10 protein-coding genes and 2 riboswitches are annotated in these 17,140 nt (G+C 72.9%); of the genes, 3 read left to right on the forward strand and 7 right to left on the reverse strand.

Going from position 1 to position 17,140, the window contains the following annotated elements; genetic code table 11:
* Nucleotides 1–122 precede the first annotated feature (122 nt).
* A complete protein-coding gene (locus ACIBKX_RS30105; RefSeq protein WP_363275103.1) occupies nucleotides 123–986 on the forward strand; it encodes an MEDS domain-containing protein in 864 nt (287 codons plus the stop codon).
* A gap of 9 nt (nucleotides 987–995) precedes the next feature.
* Complete coding sequence (locus ACIBKX_RS30110; protein ID WP_363275105.1) at nucleotides 996–1,391, forward strand: ATP-binding protein; 396 nt, start codon at nucleotides 996–998, stop codon at nucleotides 1,389–1,391.
* Here ACIBKX_RS30110 and ACIBKX_RS30115 read toward each other — a convergent pair.
* The 5 genes from ACIBKX_RS30115 to metE form a co-directional block, all read right to left on the reverse strand.
* A complete protein-coding gene (locus ACIBKX_RS30115) occupies nucleotides 1,366–2,220 on the reverse strand; it encodes an ATP-binding cassette domain-containing protein (protein WP_363275106.1) in 855 nt (284 codons plus the stop codon). The two genes, ACIBKX_RS30110 and ACIBKX_RS30115, sit on opposite strands and share 26 nt — an antisense overlap.
* Nucleotides 2,217–2,969 carry a cobalt ECF transporter T component CbiQ gene (gene cbiQ, locus ACIBKX_RS30120; RefSeq protein ID WP_363275107.1) on the reverse strand — a complete coding sequence of 251 codons (753 nt, stop codon included), beginning with the start codon at nucleotides 2,967–2,969 and terminating at the stop codon, nucleotides 2,217–2,219. Before cbiQ ends, ACIBKX_RS30115 begins: the two co-directional genes overlap by 4 nt.
* Nucleotides 2,970–2,976: 7 nt before the next feature.
* Nucleotides 2,977–3,345 carry an energy-coupling factor ABC transporter substrate-binding protein gene (locus tag ACIBKX_RS30125; protein ID WP_363275108.1) on the reverse strand — a complete coding sequence of 123 codons (369 nt, stop codon included), beginning with the start codon at nucleotides 3,343–3,345 and terminating at the stop codon, nucleotides 2,977–2,979.
* A complete protein-coding gene (locus ACIBKX_RS30130; RefSeq protein ID WP_363275109.1) occupies nucleotides 3,345–4,043 on the reverse strand; it encodes an energy-coupling factor ABC transporter permease in 699 nt (232 codons plus the stop codon). The genes ACIBKX_RS30125 and ACIBKX_RS30130 overlap by 1 nt, the downstream gene beginning before the upstream one ends.
* A gap of 30 nt (nucleotides 4,044–4,073) precedes the next feature.
* Nucleotides 4,074–4,263, reverse strand: a riboswitch (cobalamin riboswitch).
* 84 nt (nucleotides 4,264–4,347) lie between these two features.
* Complete coding sequence (gene metE / locus ACIBKX_RS30135) at nucleotides 4,348–6,657, reverse strand: 5-methyltetrahydropteroyltriglutamate--homocysteine S-methyltransferase (RefSeq protein WP_363275110.1); 2,310 nt, start codon at nucleotides 6,655–6,657, stop codon at nucleotides 4,348–4,350.
* A 160-nt stretch (nucleotides 6,658–6,817) separates the two neighbouring features.
* Nucleotides 6,818–6,974, reverse strand: a riboswitch (cobalamin riboswitch).
* A 102-nt stretch (nucleotides 6,975–7,076) separates the two neighbouring features.
* On the opposite strand from metE, the gene ACIBKX_RS30140 reads away from it, so the two are divergent.
* Entirely contained in the window at nucleotides 7,077–7,505 is a 429-nt protein-coding gene (locus ACIBKX_RS30140) for a spore germination protein GerW family protein (protein ID WP_363275112.1), read from the forward strand.
* Between the two features lie 15 nt (nucleotides 7,506–7,520).
* On the opposite strand, the gene ACIBKX_RS30145 is transcribed toward ACIBKX_RS30140, so the two are convergent.
* Together ACIBKX_RS30145 and ACIBKX_RS30150 are read right to left on the reverse strand one after the other, a co-directional pair.
* Nucleotides 7,521–15,701 (reverse strand): amino acid adenylation domain-containing protein, encoded by an 8,181-nt coding sequence (locus ACIBKX_RS30145; RefSeq protein ID WP_363275113.1) that lies wholly within the window; start codon nucleotides 15,699–15,701, stop codon nucleotides 7,521–7,523.
* A gap of 69 nt (nucleotides 15,702–15,770) precedes the next feature.
* Nucleotides 15,771–16,991 (reverse strand): cytochrome P450, encoded by a 1,221-nt coding sequence (locus ACIBKX_RS30150; RefSeq protein WP_363275114.1) that lies wholly within the window; start codon nucleotides 16,989–16,991, stop codon nucleotides 15,771–15,773.
* Between the last annotated feature and the right edge of the window lie 149 nt (nucleotides 16,992–17,140).

The raw sequence follows: 17,140 nt of genomic DNA on the forward strand, positions 1-17,140 counted from the left end.
GCCGCACGTTCTTGATCACCGGCAATGATCACGCGGACCGACCCGGGCCCGACAGCGACGACTTCGGACAAATGCGGTCACCGGCGGCAGGGCCCGGGAACCGCCCCCTAGGGTCTGGCCTCATGGACGCCAGCTCCGCGCCCCGGACGGTCTCCGTCACCCGCATGAACTCCGGGGACCATGCCTGCCTGGGTTTCGACGACGAGGACGACCGCTGGGAGCTGCGCGCCGCGTTCACCGACATCGGCCTGGCACGCGGTGAGCAGGTGATGTTCTTCACCGACCCGGAGACCACCGCGGACAGCACGGCCGAGCGGCTGCACGCAGCCGGGATCTGCGCCGAGGCCGCGCTCCGCCGCGGACAGCTGGTCGTGGTGAACGAGGTGCCGGGGTACGACCCGGACTCCGGCTTCGATGTGGCCGAACGGGCCCAGACCTGGGTGACATTGACCGACCAGGCCCGCCGCCAGGGCTTCTCGGGGCTCCGGGTGATCGGCGACATGGGCTGGGCGGCGGCACCGGACGTCGACCACCAACTCCTCGTCTCCTACGAGGCCGGGCTCGCCCCGGTCTTCGCCGCGACCGGATTCACCGCCATGTGCGAGTACGACCGGCGGAGGTTCGGCGCGGGGCTGCTCGGCCGGATCCGGCAGGCCCACCCGATGAAGGTCCTGCACCGCCTCGGCGCCCTGGACATCGCACGGACGGGCGGCGAGCTGCGGATCGCGGGGGACGTCGACCTGCGCACCCGCGCGGAGTTCGGCACGGCTCTCACCCGTGCCCTCACCGGTCCCGCCCGGCCGACGGCGCTCGATCTGTCCGAGCTCTGCTTCATCGACGTACACAGTGCCGCCCTGCTGGTGCGGCTCGCGCGCGCACTGCCCCGCGACGAGCCGGTCGCGGTGCGCTGCCGTCCCGCGCAGCACAAGGTGATACGGCTCTGCGGAGCCGCCGAAGTGCCTCAACTCGTCTTGGCTGAAGGGTGATCCGCGACAGTGATCCTCAACCGCGGCATCGACCCGCTGGAACTGCCCTTCACCATCGGCGACCTGGCGCGTCTGCGGCTCCAGGTGACCCGCCGGGCCGTGCGCGCGGGGCTTGCCGAACCCCGGCTCAGCGACTTCGTGCTCGCCGTGCACGAGGTCGCGAGCAACGCGATCGTGCACGGCGGCGGCAAGGGCCACATCCTGCTCGACCGCACGGCCGAGGGGCTGCGCTGCGTCATCACCGACGACGGTCCCGGCCTGGTCCCGCCGGCCGCCGGCGCCTGCTTCGACGACGAGGCCGAGCACGGCCGCGGCCTCTGGCTGGCCGAGGCGCTCACCGACCGCCTTGAGGTCACGGCAGGCGACTGCGGCACCACCGTCACGCTCGTGGCACTGCTGCCCTGAGCTCCTCCGGGGTGCGCGGCCCCTCGGCGGTCTCGGCGAGCAGCCCGTGGCCGCGCAGCAGGTCCCGTACGGCGATCCCCCAGGGCAGCCGCAGCCCCGCCTGGCCGAGGAGTTCGCGCCGGGACAGCATCTCGGCGACCGGTCCGGTGCGCACGCCCGAGGGGGTGAGCAGCGCCGCGTCGTCGGCCCAGCGCAGCGCCAGGTCGACGTCGTGGGTGGCCATGACCACGGTGGTCCCCGCCTCCCGCAGCCGCCCCAGCGTGCCGAGCAGCCGTTCCTGCCCGTCGGGGTCGAGCCCGGCGGTCGGCTCGTCGAGGATCAGCACCCGAGGACGCATCGCCACGGCGCCCGCGATGGCCGTCCGCTTCCGCTGGCCGTAGGAGAGCAGATGGGTCGGGCGGTCGGCGAGCGCCCCGATGTCGAGTGCGTCGAGCGACTCGGCGACCCGCGCCCGCACCTCGTCGGCGGGCAGGCCCAGGTTCAACGGGCCGAAGGACACGTCCTGTTCGACGGAGGCGGCGAACAGCTGGTCGTCCGGGTCCTGGACGACCAGCTGCACCGTCGTACGCAGTCGGGTCAGGCCCTTGCGGTCGTACGTCACCGGGGTCCCCCGAAGCGTCAACTGGCCCGCGTCCGGGCGCAGTCCGCCGCTGAGCAGCCGCATCAGGGTGGTCTTTCCGCTGCCGTTGCGCCCCAGCAGCGCGAGGGCGCGGCCCTCGACCACGTCGAAGTCCAGGCCGCCGATCACGGTGGGCCCTTCCTCGTACGCGTAGGACGCCGAGCGCAGGGCCACCAGGGACGTGCCCCCGGCTTCGGTCGGCTCGCTCATCGAAGCGACCACCTTTCCAGTACGAGGGTGAGGGCCACCAGGGCGACGAGGAGCGCCACGGCGGCGGCCACGAAGTTCCGCGAGACACGGGCCTCGGGGACGAGCACCCGCAGGGTCCCGTCGTAGCCGCGTCCGGCGAGCCCGGCCTGCAGCCGGCTCGCCCGGTCGAAGGCCCGCACGAACGCGGTGGCGCCGAGCCCGGCGAGCGAACGCCAGGCGGCGGCCCGTGTGGTGTGGCCGAGCCGGGCGGCCTGCGCCTGCCGGATCCGGCTCATGGAGTCCAGGAGCAGAAAGCTCATGCGGTACGTGACGAGCGCCACGTCCACGACCGGTGCGGGCACACCGGCCTTCACCAGCCGGGGCAGCAGATCCGACATCGGCGTGGTGAACGCGAAGAGCAGCACGCCGAGCGAGGCCGCCGAGGTGCGCAGGAGCAGCCCGCCGGCGCGGGCGGGGCCGCCGTCCGCGAGGGTCAGGAACCCGTCGGGGCCGCCCACCTGGACGAGCAGGGTCAGGGCGCCGGTGACGCAGAAGCCGAGCGGCACTCGGTAGGCGCGCCACAGCTTGCGGGGCGGCACGCCGGCCGGGCCGAGCAGCAGCGTGAGCGCGGCGGCGAGCACCAGGGCCGCGCCCGGCCAGGGCGGCAGCGAGATCGCCAGGACGGTGAGGCCGAGCCCGAGCACGGCCTTGTCCACGGGGTGGCGGCGGCGCCAGCGACTGCTGTGCGCCGCCGCGTCGATGGGCAGCATGCCGGGTTCAGTCCTGCCCGGCGGCGGGCTCCGCGGCCACCTCGTCCCGCTCCGCGAGGGCACGCTCCGCCAGGGCGCGCTCGGCGCCCTGGCGGCGGCCCTTGCGCAGCCCGAAGTAGTAGGCGAGGACGCCCGCGCCGAGCGCCGCCTGGAGGGAGAAGAGCGCCGACTCGATCTCACCGGAGGGGGGTTCGTACAGCGGCGTGAACCAGGGCTCGTAGTCGGGTTCGTTCTCGGTGATCGCCGTCTCGGCCTGGGCGTCGGCACCGGCGAACGGCTCCTTCTTGTCGTCGCCGAGGCCGAGGGCCAGGGGCAGCACCGCGAGTGCGGCGACGACGGCGAGGAGCAGGGCGTTGATCTTCGCGTTGCGGCTCATCAGGCGCTCGCCTCCGTCTTCTCGGTCTTCTTCTTGCCCTGCAGCAGCACGCCGAGCCGGGTCAGCTCGCCCTTGCTGGACTGCACGAGGAGCCGCATCACCAGGACGGTGAGCAGGCCCTCGCTGACCGCGAGGGGGATCTGCGTGACGGCGAAGATCCCGCCGAACTTGCCGAGGGCGCCGATGAATCCGCTGCTCGGGTCGGGGAAGGCCAGGGCGAGCTGGACGCTGGTGACGCAGTAGGTGGAGAGGTCGGCGACGAACGCCCCGAAGAACACGGCGACCATGAGCGGTACGTCGTATCTCTTCAGGAGCCGGTAGACGGCGTATCCGGCCCAGGGCCCGACGATCGCCATGGAGAACGCGTTGGCGCCCAGCGTGGTGAGGCCGCCGTGGGCGAGCAGGAGTGCCTGGAAGAGCAGGGTGATGGTGCCGAGCACGGTCATGACCGGCGGGCGGAACAGGATCGCGCCGAGCCCGGTGCCCGTCGGATGCGAGCAGCTGCCCGTGACGGAGGGGATCTTCAGCGCGGACAGGACGAAGGTGAAGGCTCCGGAAGCGCCGAGGAGCAGGGTGCTCTCGGGGTGTTCCCTGACTTCACGGGTGAGGGAGCGGACTCCGTGGACGACGAACGGCGCGGACGCGACACTCCAGGCGATCGCGTGCGCCGGGGGGAGGAAACCCTCGGCTATGTGCATGGTTGAACAGACCCTCTCCAGCACCTCGTGGATGGACAAACGTGCCTTGGCCGGTCTCCTGGCTGACGGGTCGTACCGCCCGGACTCCGCCTTCCCGGGTACCTGACGTACCCAGTGGCTGCCCCGCGAGGGGGCTGGAGCCGGACTTCCCGATCACAGTGGCGAGGGCCGCACCGGCATCACACCGGATTTCCCGTGCACCAAGGCGTGGTGACACTAGTGCGCCGCGAGGGGCCTGACAACTCTCACAGGGGGCGCGGTGGTGGTGTGCGGAAGCACACACCACCACCGCGTACGCCCCTGGTCAGAGGGTGGAACGGAGCTTTCGGGCGGCGGTGACGAGATTCTCCAGGGAGGCCCGGACCTCGGGCCAGCCGCGGGTCTTCAGGCCGCAGTCCGGATTCACCCAGAGCCGCTCGGCGGGAATCGCCTCAAGTCCCTTGCGGAGCAAGGCAGTCGCCTCGTCGGCGTCGGGCACGCGCGGCGAGTGGATGTCGTAGACGCCGGGCCCGACCTCCCGGGGATAGCCGGCCGCGGCGAGCTCGTCGGCGACCCGCATGTGCGAGCGGGCCGCCTCCAGGCTGATGACGTCGGCGTCGAGGTCGTCGATGGCGGCGAGGATGTCGCCGAACTCGGCGTAGCACATGTGGGTGTGGATCTGGGTGTCGGGACGGACGCCACAGGTGCTGAGCCGGAAGGACTCGGTGGCCCAGCCGAGGTACGCGGCGTGGTCGGCGGCGCGCAGCGGCAGGGTCTCGCGCAGCGCGGGCTCGTCCACCTGGATCACCGGACTCCCGGCCGCCTCAAGGTCGTTGACCTCGTCGCGCAGGGCGAGGGCGACCTGGCGTGCGGTGTCGGCGAGCGGCTGGTCGTCGCGGACGAAGGACCAGGCGAGCATGGTGACCGGGCCGGTGAGCATGCCCTTGACCGGCTTCTGGGTGAGCGACTGGGCGTACGCGGTCCAGCGGGCGGTCATCGGCTCGGGGCGGGAGATGTCACCGGCCAGGATCGGCGGGCGGACGTAGCGGGTGCCGTAGGACTGGACCCAGCCGTGCTGGGTGGCGAGATAGCCGGTGAGCTGTTCGGCGAAGTACTGGACCATGTCGTTGCGTTCGGGTTCGCCGTGCACCAGGACGTCGATGCCGGTCTTCTCCTGGAAGGCGACGACCTCGCGGATCTCGGCCTCGATGCGCTCCTCGTAGGCGGCCGTGCCGATGCGTCCGGCGCGCAGGTCGGCGCGGGCGGTGCGCAGTTCGCCGGTCTGCGGGAAGGAGCCGATGGAGGTGGTGGGCAGGAGCGGCAGGCGGAGCCGTTCGCGCTGGGCGGCGGTGCGCTGGGCGTACGGCTGGGAGCGGCGGGTGTCCGCTGCGGTGACGGCGGCGGCGCGGGCGCGCACCGCCGGGTCGTGGGTGAGCGAGGAGCCGGCGCGGGACGCCAGGTCGGCGCGGTTGGCGGCGAGTTGGGCGGCGATGGCGTCGGTGCCCTCGGTCAGTCCGCGGGCGAGGGTGGCGATCTCGGTGCTCTTCTGCCGGGCGAAGGCGAGCCAGCGGGCGAGCTGCGGGTCGAGGCCCTTCTCGGCCGCGGCGTCCAGCGGGACGTGCAGCAGGGAGCAGGAGGCGGCCACGTCGACCCGGTCGGCCAGTCCGAGCAGGGTGCCCAGGGTCGCCAGGGACTGCTCCAGGTCGTTGATCCAGACGTTGCGGCCGTCGACGACTCCGGCGACCAGTCGCTTGCCGGGCAGGCCGCCGACGGCGGCGAGGTCGTCGAGGTTGGCGGCGGCGGGTCCGGTGAAGTCGATCGCGAGTCCGTCGACGGGTGCCTTGGCGAGGACGGGCAGGGCCTCGCCGAGCCGGTCGAAGTAGGAGGCGGCGAGGAGCCGGGGCCGGTCGGTGAGGGCGCCGAGTTCGCGGTAGGCGCGGGCGGTGGCGTTCAGTTCGGCGGGGGTGCGGTCCTGGACCAGGGCGGGTTCGTCCAGCTGGACCCAGTCGGCGCCCGCCGCCCGCAGGTCGGCGAGGACTTCGGCGTACACGGGAAGGAGCCGGTCGAGCAGCGTCAGCGGCTCGAAGTCGGGGGCGACGCCGGGGGCAGGCTTGGCGAGCAGCAGATAGGTGACGGGGCCGACCAGGACGGGGCGCGCCTTCAGTCCGAGGCCGAGCGCCTCGCGCAGTTCGGTGACCTGCTTGCGGGAGTCCGTGGCGAAGACGGTGTCGGGCCCCAACTCGGGGACGAGGTAATGGTAGTTGGTGTCGAACCACTTGGTCATCTCCAGCGGCGCCACGTCCTGTGTGCCGCGCGCCATGGCGAAGTATCCGTCGAGGGCGTCGGCCTCGACCGCGGCGCGGTGGCGGTCCGGGACGGCGCCGACCATGACGCTGGTGTCGAGGACGTGGTCGTAGTACGAGAAGTCGCCGGTCGGCACCTCGTCGACACCGGCGTGGGCGAGCCTGCGCCAGTTGGCGCGGCGCAGTTCGGCGGCGGTCAGGCGCAGGGCCGCGGCGTCGACGCGGCCCTTCCAGTAGCCCTCGACGGCCTTCTTCAGCTCCCGGTCGGCGCCTTGCCGGGGGTAGCCGTAGACGGTGGCGCCGGCGGTGCGGGCCGTGGGTGTGGCGGTCACGGAACTCTCCTTCGCGAGTACTCGTCCTGGGTTCCCGGAACCGGCGATGGCGCGAAGGATGGCGAAGGGGGCGGCCCCCTCCAGGGGTGCCCGCCGCTGCCGCCGACCCGCCCTCGAGGTCACCGAGATTCCGTGCGCTCCGTCGCGCACGGGCAGTGGCAGGTCTTCGGACTCGCGGGCACGCCAGGCCTCTCGGAGGAGGACGAGGCACCTACTGGCCGTCGCTTCCCGGACCCGCTCGGGTCCAGTGCGTATGACGGCGGTCGTTCCCGCTCACCGCTGCGGGGCAGTCCCGGATTCCCACCGGGTTCCCTCTTGCGACGCGCCTGCCTGGCGGGCAGGGCGAACCAGCTGCGTCGGTCAGCCTATACGGCCTATCGTGAGGCCGCGTCGTACATATCGCCCCCAGGAGGCACCCGATGACCGCCCCGGACGTTCCGGCCAAGACCACCCCGCCGGTGGACGTGGCCGCCGCCCACGCCTCCGTCACCCCGCTGCAGCGGCTCACGGAGAAACTCGGCGACCAGGCGTCGGTGAAGGTCGTCTACGGCGAGCCCGTCACCACCGACGGCGTCACCGTCATCCCGGTCGCCGAGGTCGGCTTCGGGGTCGGCGGCGGCATCGGGAGCAAGGGCGCGGCCGCCGAGGGCGCCGCGAGCGGCGAGGACGGCGCGGCCGGGGGCGTCCGGGCCCGGCCGCGCGGCTTCATCGAGATCAGGGACGGCGCCGCCGTGTACCGGCCGATCCGTACGCCCTGGCTGGACGTCGCCGTTCCGCTGGCCGCTCTCGTGGTGGGCGCCGCCGCCCCGCCGCTGGTCCGCCGCTTCCTCGGCAGGCGCCGGGGCTGAGCCCTCGCCTCCTCGTCAGCGGGCGCTCCTGTCGACCCTGCGCAGCTTCGGCTGGTTCGCGGCCGGCGCGTTCTTCACCACGAGGGCGAGTTCCGCGATGTCCGGGGCCTCGTACACCGCGCGGATGAGCACGGTCACCCCGAGCGTCTTGCCGATCCTGCTGGTGAGCCGGGTCGCGAGGAGTGAGTCGCCGCCCAGTTCGAAGAAGTTGTCGTCCAGGCCGACCCGTTCGATGCGGAGCACCTCGGCGATCAGCTCGCACAGCTTCTCCTCCTCCGGGGTGCGCGGCGCGACATAGGCCTTGCCCTGGACCGCCGGTTCGGGCAGCGCCCGCTGGTCGAGCTTGCCGTTCTGGGTGAGCGGCAGCTCTTCGAGCAGGACGTGCGCGGCGGGCAGCATGTACTCGGGCAGCGCCGCGCGCAGCCTGTTCTGTACGTCGGTGAGCAGCGCGGCGCGGCCCGACCAGCGCTCCGGTGCGCCGACGGGCGCGGGGGTCCTGGGCGCGTCCGTCGCGTCCGTCGCGTCGGGGCGGCGGGCGTAGATGTTGTAGAGCGTCGTGTTGCGCAGCAGCCGGTTGTCCTGTTCGCAGACGAGGTCGTAGCCGAGGGCCTCGAGCAGGGTGACGACCTTGTCCAACTGGCCGTCGACGTCGTGGAGTTCGACGACGAGCTGGCGGATCTTCGGCCAGTCGCGGGCGTGGATGCCCTTGAGCACCTCGTACTCGGCGTTCTCCACGTCGATCTTCAGCAGGTCGATCCGGTCGATCGACTCCTCCGCGACGATCTCCGAGAGGGTGCGCAGCCGGCAGACGAACTCCTCGCTGTCGAGGCGGGCGTCGACGACCTCGTCGACGAGTTCGTCGGCGGCGGCCGCCTCCGGACCTCCCTCGGCCAGCGACTCCTGGTTGCGCAGATAGGAGCGGACCAGGTCATGGGCCTGCTCGGCGGTGGTCACGCTGGAGGAGATGACGGTGTTGTGGCGGTAGAAGGTGAACGTCTCCTCCTTCGCCCGGGCCGCCAGACCGCAGTCGTACACCTTGGCGTTGATGCCGTGCAGCGCCACGTTGCGGCGCAGCGAGTCGAACACCGGCGGGATCGGCTCGAAGGCGTAGATCCGGGTGTCCGGGCAGCGGCTGCCCGCGAACAGGGTGAACAGGCCGATGTTGGCGCCCACGTCGACGATGGTGTCGCCGTCCTCGATGGTGATGCCGTTCCGCAGATATTCGAGGTGCGTGAAGATCTCGTCGTAGAGGAAGTCGGTCTCGCTCTTGTTCTGCTGGAACACCGTCAGGCCGTTGGGCAGTTCGTACGTCCGTGCGTGCGCCTCCGGGTCGGTGCGCTCCAGGCGGAGCAGTTCGCGCACGGCGGGCGCGGTGTCCGCCGCCGGGACGAGATAGGCGACGAGGCGCTGGTCCCGGCCGTCCTCGTGGGCGCGCACCAGGACGCGGGCGTCCTGGACGGCGGGGTGTTCGGCGAGCCGGGCCTCGATCTCGCCCAGTTCGATGCGGAATCCGCGGATCTTCACCTGGTCGTCGTTGCGGCCCAGGTACTCCAGGGAGCCGTCGGGCAGTCGGCGGGCCAGGTCTCCCGACCGGTACATCCGGGCGCCGGGCTCCCCGCAGAACGGGTCGTCGAGGAAGCGCTCGGCGGTCAGCTCGGGCCGGTTCAGATAGCCGCGGGCCACGCCGGCGCCGCCGACGTACAGCTCGCCCGTGACGCCGATGGGCGCGGGGCGGGCGTGCGCGTCAAGGACGTAGGTGCGCAGGTCGGGGATGGGCCGCCCGATGGGGCTCACGGTGCGCCCGGTGTCGGCGGCCGTCAGCGGGTGGTAGGTGACGTGGACGGTCGTCTCGGTGATGCCGTACATGTTCACCAGGCGGGTGTCCTTGTTCACCGCGCGCCGCAGCCAGGGCCCCAGCGAGGCGACTTCCAGGGCCTCGCCGCCGAACACCACCACGCGCAGGGCGTGCGGCTCGGGGTTCTCGCCCTGGGCGGTGACGAGCTGCCGGAACGCGGTCGGCGTCTGGTTCAGGACGGTCACGCCCGAAGCGCACAGCAGCCGGTAGAAGTCCTGCGGGCTGCGCGTGACCATCTGCGGTACGACGACGAGTCGGCCGCCGTGCAGCAGCGCGCCCCAGATCTCCCACACCGAGAAGTCGAAGGCGAACGAGTGGAACAGCGTCCAGACGTCCCACGCGCCGAAGCGGAACCAGTCGTCGGTCGAGGTCAGCAGGCGGACCACTTGGCGGTGCTCGACCATGACGCCCTTGGGCACCCCGGTCGAGCCCGACGTGTAGATGACGTACGCCATGGCGGACGGCGTCAGCTCCGGCACGGACAGGTCGTCGGCGTCGAGGGTCTCCCACCGGTCGGCGTCCCTGCGGACGTCGACCACGGGAATCGACGTGACGGCGAGTCCTTGCGGCAGTTCCCCGTCGGTCACCAGGACGCGCGGCGCGCTGTCGTCCAGGGCGTGGGCCAGGCGGTCGGCCGGGGACGCCGGGTCGAGCGGCACATAGGCGCCGCCCGCCTTCAGGACCGCGAGCACGGCGACCGGCATCCGCTCGCTGCGCGGCAGGCAGAGCGCGACCGGTACGTCCGGGCCCACGCCGAGCCCGCGCAGGTGCCGCGCCAACTGGTTGGCCTGGTGGTTGAGTTCGCGGTAGGTGAGGCGGCGGTCCTCGAACTCCACGGCCACCGCGTCCGGCGACCCTGCGGCCACCTCCTCGAACCACTGGTGCAGGCATCGCGTCACCGGCTCCGCCGGGGGCACGTCGTTGAACTCCGTGAGGATGCGGTGGCGTACCGCGTCACTCAGGACGGACAGCTCCAGGACGGGGCGCCGCTGCGCGCCTTCGGTGGTGAGGGCGTCGACGAGGCGGGTGAGGGCGGTCTCCAGGTAGCCGACGACGAGTTCGGCGTCCGGGGCCGGGCCGTTGCCCGCGTCGAGGGCGAGCCTGAGGGCGAAGGCGTTCCCGAGGTCGTCGACCGTCAGGACGACGGGGTGCCCGCCGGCGTCGGCGCGGCCGGTGGCCTCCGGGCCCCGGTAGTCGAGGACGGTGTTGAACAGCGGGGTCTCGGGCGGCACCGCGCTGAATCCGTGGGCGACGGCGGGCGGGGTCTGAGCGAGCCGTGCCAGGTCGCGCAGCGTCCCGTCCAGGGCGGGCACCAGGTCGGCCGGGGCGGCCTCGCTCAAGTCGACGCGTACGGGAAGGGTGTTGACGACGGTTGCGGGGGCGCCCGGGGACTCGCCGCGGCCGGTGACGACGGTGCCGAAGACCACGTCGTCCCGCCCGCTGCACGCCGCCACGACCAGCGCGAGGCCCGCGTGGAACAGGGCGTCCGTGCCGACTCCCAGCTGCTGCGCGCAGGCACGGACGCGGGCGCCGAGGGCGGCGTCCAGCGGGCGGCTCGGCGCGGGTTCCCGGTGGCGGCCGTCGCCGGTGCTGCCCTGGAGGCCGAACGTCAGGGTGGGTTCGGTGACGTCGCCGAGCGCGGCCCCGAAGTGGTCAGCGGGGTCGGCCTCCTCGATCTCCTCGGCGACCGGCAGCGCCGCCACGTCACGCAGCCGGGCCTGCGGGTCCGCCGCGATGTCCGCGAGCACCTGCCCGTACAGGGCGGCCATCTCCTCGGCCTGCGCACGGCTGAACAGGTCCCGCTGGTACTGGAGGTTGAGGCGCAGCCGGTCCCCGTCGGGGTAGACGAAGACCGTCACCGGATACTGGCTCAGGGTGAACAGGCCGATGCCGGTCACGGCGATGCCGGCCGCCTCGCTGGCCTCCGCGATGCCCTCGCGGTCGAGGGGGAACGACTCGAAGCCGATGAGGCTGTCGAACAGGGCGGGAAGTCCGGTGGCCCGCAGCACTTCGGCCAGCCCGTGGTGATGGTGGCCGAGCAGTGCGCCCTGCCGCTCCTGAAGGGTGGTCAGGAGCTGGGCGAGGGTGTCGTCGGGGGCGTAGGGGACGCGTACCGGAACGGTGTTGATGAACGTGCCGACGATCGACTCCGCGCCCGGCAGCGCGGCGGGCCGTCCGGCCACCGCGGCGGCGAGCACCACATCTTGGCGCCCCGTCAGACGGTTCAGTACGACGGCCCAGGCCCCCTGCACCAGCGTGTTCAGGGTGACGCCCACTTCGGCGGCGCGGCGCGGCAGCGCGCGGGCCGCTTCGGCGGGCAGCGGGATGCCGGTCCAGTCGACGTCCACGTCGCCGGAGCCGGGGGTCGCGTGCGGGGCGACCAGGGTCGGCCCGTCGAGGCCCGCGAGCTCCCGCGCCCAGGCGCGGGCCGACTCCTGCCCGTCCTGCTCGGCCAGCCACTCCAGGTACGCGCGGTAGCTGCGGGCCGGGGGCAGCGCCGAGGCGTCGCCCTCGTCGGCGTAGAGCCGCAGCAGGTCCTGGATGAGCAGCGGCAGGCACCAGCCGTCGACATTGGCGTGATGGGCCGTCAGGACCAGGTCGTGCCGGTCCGCGGCCAGGGTGAGCAGGGCCATGCGCAGCATCGGCGGCGCCGCCGGGTCGAAGTGCGCCTTGAGGTCGCTCGCCAGGAACTGCTCGTACGCCGATTCCCGCATCGCCTCGGCGAGAGCGCTCAGGTCGAAGTGCTGCCAGGGCAGCTCGACGCCGTCGACCACGAGTTGGAGGAGTTCGCCGTCGGGGCCCGGCGCGTAGGCGGCGCGCAGCACGGAGTGCCGGTCCAGGAGGGCCTGCGCGGCGGCGCGCAGCCGGGCCTGGTCCACCGGGCCCGACAGACGCAGCGTGTACTGCACTTGGTAGGTGTCGAGTTCTGCGCCGGACTCGTGCCCCATCTGCGAGTGCACCAGCATGCCCATGGGCAGCGGCGGCACCGGCCAGATGTCGGACAGGCCCGGATAGCGGTCCTGCCAGTCGTCGATGTCGTCCTGCCCGACGGCGACCAGGGGTACGTCGGACGGGGTGAGGCCGCCGGCGCCGTCCCCGGCGGTGTGCCGGGCCAGCGCCTCCAGTGCCTGGCGCCAGAGGTCGGCCAGCTCCTGTACCTCGGCGGCGCCGAGGATGCCCTCAGGGGCGGTGAACAGGGCGCCCAGGCGGGGGCCTTCGGGGGTCTCGGTGACGGTGGCCCGGACGGCGAGTTCGGTGGCGGCGGGGAGGCTCGGGTCGGGGTCGGCGCCAAGGTCCTGGATGACACGGCCCGCGTCGGGCTCGGGGAGGGTACGGCCCGCGTAGCCGAAGGAGATCTGCCCGCTGCCGTGCCGTTCGAGGACTGCGGCCGTCTCGGGGTTGAGGTGGCGCAGGATGCCGTAGCCGATGCCGTCGTCGGGCAGGGCCCGCAGCTGTTCCTTGACGGACTTGATGAGGCCGCCGGCGGCCGGTCCGCCCGCGAACGCGTCCGCGAGGTCCTGGCCCGACACGTCCAGCCGCACGGGGGCGATGACGGCGAGCGGCCCGACCGTACGGGACAGATCGGCGCCGGGCACGGCGGCCTCCGCGCGGCCGGCCTCCCTGCGGATCAGCGAGGACGCCTCGGTCACGCCCCGCCCGGCACGCCACCGGGTCACGGCCATCGCGAGGGCGGCGAGGAGCCCGTCGGCTGCGGTGCAGCGGAACGCCGCCGGGAGGCCCGTCAGGAGGGCTTCGGTGGCTTCCGCCGTGAGCTGGACGCGGGTCTCGGTCAGGGTGGCGTTCAGGTCCACGGTCGGGTCGACGCGCCGGGTGCCGAGGAGCGGGTCGGGCCCCTCGACGACCGAACGCCACAGCTCCAGCTCGGCGACGCGGGCGGGCCGCAGCGCCTCCTCGGCCAGGGCATGCGCCCAGCGGCGCACCGAGGTGGTCGCCGGGGCGAGTTCGGGGTTCCCGCCGTCGCGGAGCTGCTGCCAGACGGTGGCCAGATCGTGTACGAGGATGCGGCAGGAGTCGGCGTCGGCGACGAGGTGGTGCAGGACGATCAGGAGGCGGTCGGGGCGTGCGCTGTCGGAGCCGGGCTCCGGCACGAACCGGACGAACTGCGCCAATACTCCGGCCGAGGGGTCCAACCGCCCGGTCGCGGCCGAGATTTCGGCACGGAGCTGCTCGTCCCGGTCGTCGCCCTCGGTGACCCGGCGGATCAGCGCGTCCGCGTCCACCGATCCGGGCGGGGCCACCACGAGGCCTCCGTCGGCCGGGTCCGCCGGGCGTGCGCGCAGTACGTCGTGGTGGTCGATGAGGGTGCGCAGACAGGCCGCGAGGCCGGCCCGGTCGATGCCTGGGGGGAGGTCCAGGAGCATCGCCCGGGCCGAGGACGGTCCGCCGGCCGGCAGCTGCGGCAGCGGTCCCGCTCCCCCGCCGTCCAGTTCCTCCAGGACGGGGGCGGTGTCCTGCCGTGCCGCGGTGACCTCCGCCGCCAGCGCGGCGACCGTACGGCGGGCGAAGATCTGCCGGGAGCCGATCTCCACGCCCTGGGCGCGGACCCTGGAGATGATCTTCAGGGCCTGGATGCTGTCGCCGCCCAGCGCGAAGAAGTCGTCGTCCACGCCGACCCGGTCCACGGAGAGGACCTCGGCGAACGCGTCGGCGAGCAGCTGCTCCACGGGCGAGCCGGGGGCACGGTAGTCGGCGCGGCGGAACTCGGGACGGGGCAGTGCCGCCTTGTCCGCCTTGCCGTTCGGCGTCAGCGGCACCTCGTCGACGACCAGCACAGTGGTGGGCACCATGTACTCGGGCAGCCGCTTGGTCAGGAAGGCACGCAAGTCCGCCGCGCCGAGGCCCACTTCGAGCGTGAAGTGGCCCGTGCCGCTGCCGCGTCCGCCGCCGTGGGACTCCGGCTCGGGCTCCGGCACGACATAGCCGACCAGTTGCCTGGCCCCGCCGCCCTCGCCCTCGTGGACGACGATCACCGCCCGCCGCACCCGCGGATGCGTGGCGAGCACCGCCTCCACCTCGCCGGTCTCGATCCGCTGGCCGCGCACCTTGACCTGGTCGTCGCTGCGGCCCAGATACTCCAGGTCGCCCCCGGCGCCCCGGCGCGCCAGGTCTCCGGTGCGGTACATGCGCGCGCCGGCGGGTCCTGCGGGATCCGCCACGAAGCGCGTCGCGGTGAGGGAGTGGCGGCCCAGATAGCCGCGTGCCAGGCCGGGACCCGCCAGATACAGTTCGCCGGCCTCCCCGTCGGCGACGGGCGCGAGGCGCTCGTCGAGCAGCTGGACCCGCATGTCCGTCATCGCCGTACCGATGGGCACCGCGCCCGTGTCGAGCGGCCCGCTGAAGGTCGCCCACACCGTGGCCTCCGTCGGCCCGTAGGCGTTGATGAACCGCCGTCTGGGACCCCACTCGGCGACCAGCTCCGGCGTGCAGGCCTCGCCGCCGATCACCAGGACCCGCAGCTTGCCCAGCGACTTCGAGGTGCCCGGGGGCAGGGTGGCGAGCACGCTCGGCGGCAGCGTCGCATGGGTCACCTCATACGTGGTGAGGACCTCGGCCAGGTCCTCGGCGACCAGGCGTTCGCGCGGGGGCACCACGAGCGCGGCGCCGGTGGTCAGGCCGGACACCAGGTCCCACACCGACATGTCGAAGCTCAGCGAGGCGAATTGAAGGACCCGCGCCTGCGTCCCGGAGGTGAGATCGCCGAGCCGTACGGCCTCGGCGCGCAGCGCGGCGAGCCCGGAGTGCGTCACCGTCACGCCCTTGGGCCGGCCGGTCGATCCCGAGGTGTAGATGACGTACGCGGCATGGGCCGGGCTCAGCGGCGCGGTCCGCGCGGCGTCGTCCGGATTCGCGTCCGGCGCCTGGCGCAGGGCCGCCGCGGTCGACGGGGCGTCGACCGCCACCACGTCCGCGTCGAGGCCGTCGGGCAGCCGCCCGGAGGCGTCCTGCGTGGTCAGGACGGCCGCGGGGGCGGAGTCGGCCGCCATGTACGCGATCCGCTCGCTCGGGTAGCCCAGGTCCCAGGGCAGATAGGCCGCGCCCGCCTTCATGATGCCGAGGAGTACGGCGATCTGCTCGGCCGACCGCTCCATCGCCACCGCCACCACCCGCTCGGGGCCGATGCCCCGGCCGGTCAGCCAGTGCGCGACGCGGTTGGCGCGGGCGTTCAACTCCCCGTACGTCCACGTGTGTTCGGCCGATACGACGGCCGGCGCGTCCGGCGTCTCGCGGACCCGTGCCTCGAACAACCCGGGAAAGGTGGCCGGGGCAAGGGTCGCACCGGCGGTCGGCTCGGCGGCGGACGATCCCTGTGGGTCAGTCACGAATTCTCCAGAGGTTCAAGGCGGTGAGGCGGTGAGCGGATCGAGGGGCGTCGGGCCGGCGGCGGGCGGCTACCGGGCCGGGCGCAGGGTGACCGGCAGACTGCTGTACCCGTGCAGGAAGTTGGAGTGGATCGGCTTGGCCGGGCCGTTCGGCACGGCGTCGGCGACGTGCGTGCGCAGCGCCGTGAGCATCGCGGAGATCTCGGCCCGCCCCAGATAGGCGCCGAGGCAGAAGTGCGGTCCGTAGCCGAACGACACATGCTTGTTGGGGGTGCGCCCGAGGTCGAAGGTGCCGGGGTCGGCGAAGACGTCCTCGTCGTAGTTGGCCGAGCTGTTCCAGAGCGTGACGACGTCACCGGCGCGCAGGGTGCGCCCGCCGATCTCCACGTCCTCCAGGGCGCGGCGCCCGAAGTGCATGGCGGGGCTGACCCAGCGCAGCACCTCCTCGACGGCGCTGTCCACGTCGGCCTCGCCGGACTTGAGCCGCCGCCACTGCTCGGGGTGCTCGATCAGTTCGCGCATGCCGCAGATCATGGAGAGGCGGCTGGTCTCGTCGCCGCCGATGATGACGCTGTAGCAGTTGAAGATGATCTCCTGCTCGGTGAGCGGTTCGCCGTCGATGGTGCTGGTGGCGAGGACGCTGACCACGTCGTCGCGCGGGTCGTCGCGCCGCTCGGCCGCCAACTCGGAGAAGTAGAAGAGCAGTTCGTTGCGGGCGACCAGCGCCTCGTCCGCCGACTGGCCCTCGTCCTCGGTGCTGAGCGCCTCCTTGGTGAGGGTCAGCAGATAGTCGCGGTCGCTGGCGGGCACCCCGAGCAGATCGGCGATGGTCGCCATCGGGATGTGCTCGGCGACGTCCTGGGCGAAGTCGCAGTCGCCGCTCTCGACGGCGTGCCGCACCAGCCGGTCGGCGCGCTCCCGGACCCCGGCGACGACGGGTTCGAGCACCCGTGGCGCGAAGGCCTTGAGGAGCAGGTTGCGCAGTTCGCGGTGGCGGCGGCCGTCGGTGACGGCGAGCATCTTGCCGGCGGCGGAGTCGCCGCCCTCCAGGAGCGTGGTGAGCACATTGCCCCGCTCGGAGGTGAACCGCTTGTTGTCCCGGTAGACCCGCATCACGTCGTCGTAGCGCGAGAGCACCCAGAAGCCGGGGACGGCGCGGCCGGTGACCTCGTGCCAGTGGACGGGGCTCTCGGCCCGGAACCTGCGCCACATGCCGACCAGTTCGGCGCCGGGGGCGAGGAAGGTCTGCGGGTCGGTGAGGTCGGTGTCCTCGACGGTCAGGGTGGTCATGGTCGGTGCCTCGCCTTTCACTGGGGTCGACAGGGCGGCGGGGCCGAGAAGCCGAAACGGAACCCGAAGTTCACCGGCCGTGCGGGGAACGGGAGAAGAAGTCGGCACACCGAGTGCGGACGCACGGTTCCCGCCGGGTCGACCGTTCT

The organism is Streptomyces sp. NPDC050658, from assembly GCF_044457025.1.
Taxonomy (GTDB): domain Bacteria; phylum Actinomycetota; class Actinomycetes; order Streptomycetales; family Streptomycetaceae; genus Streptomyces.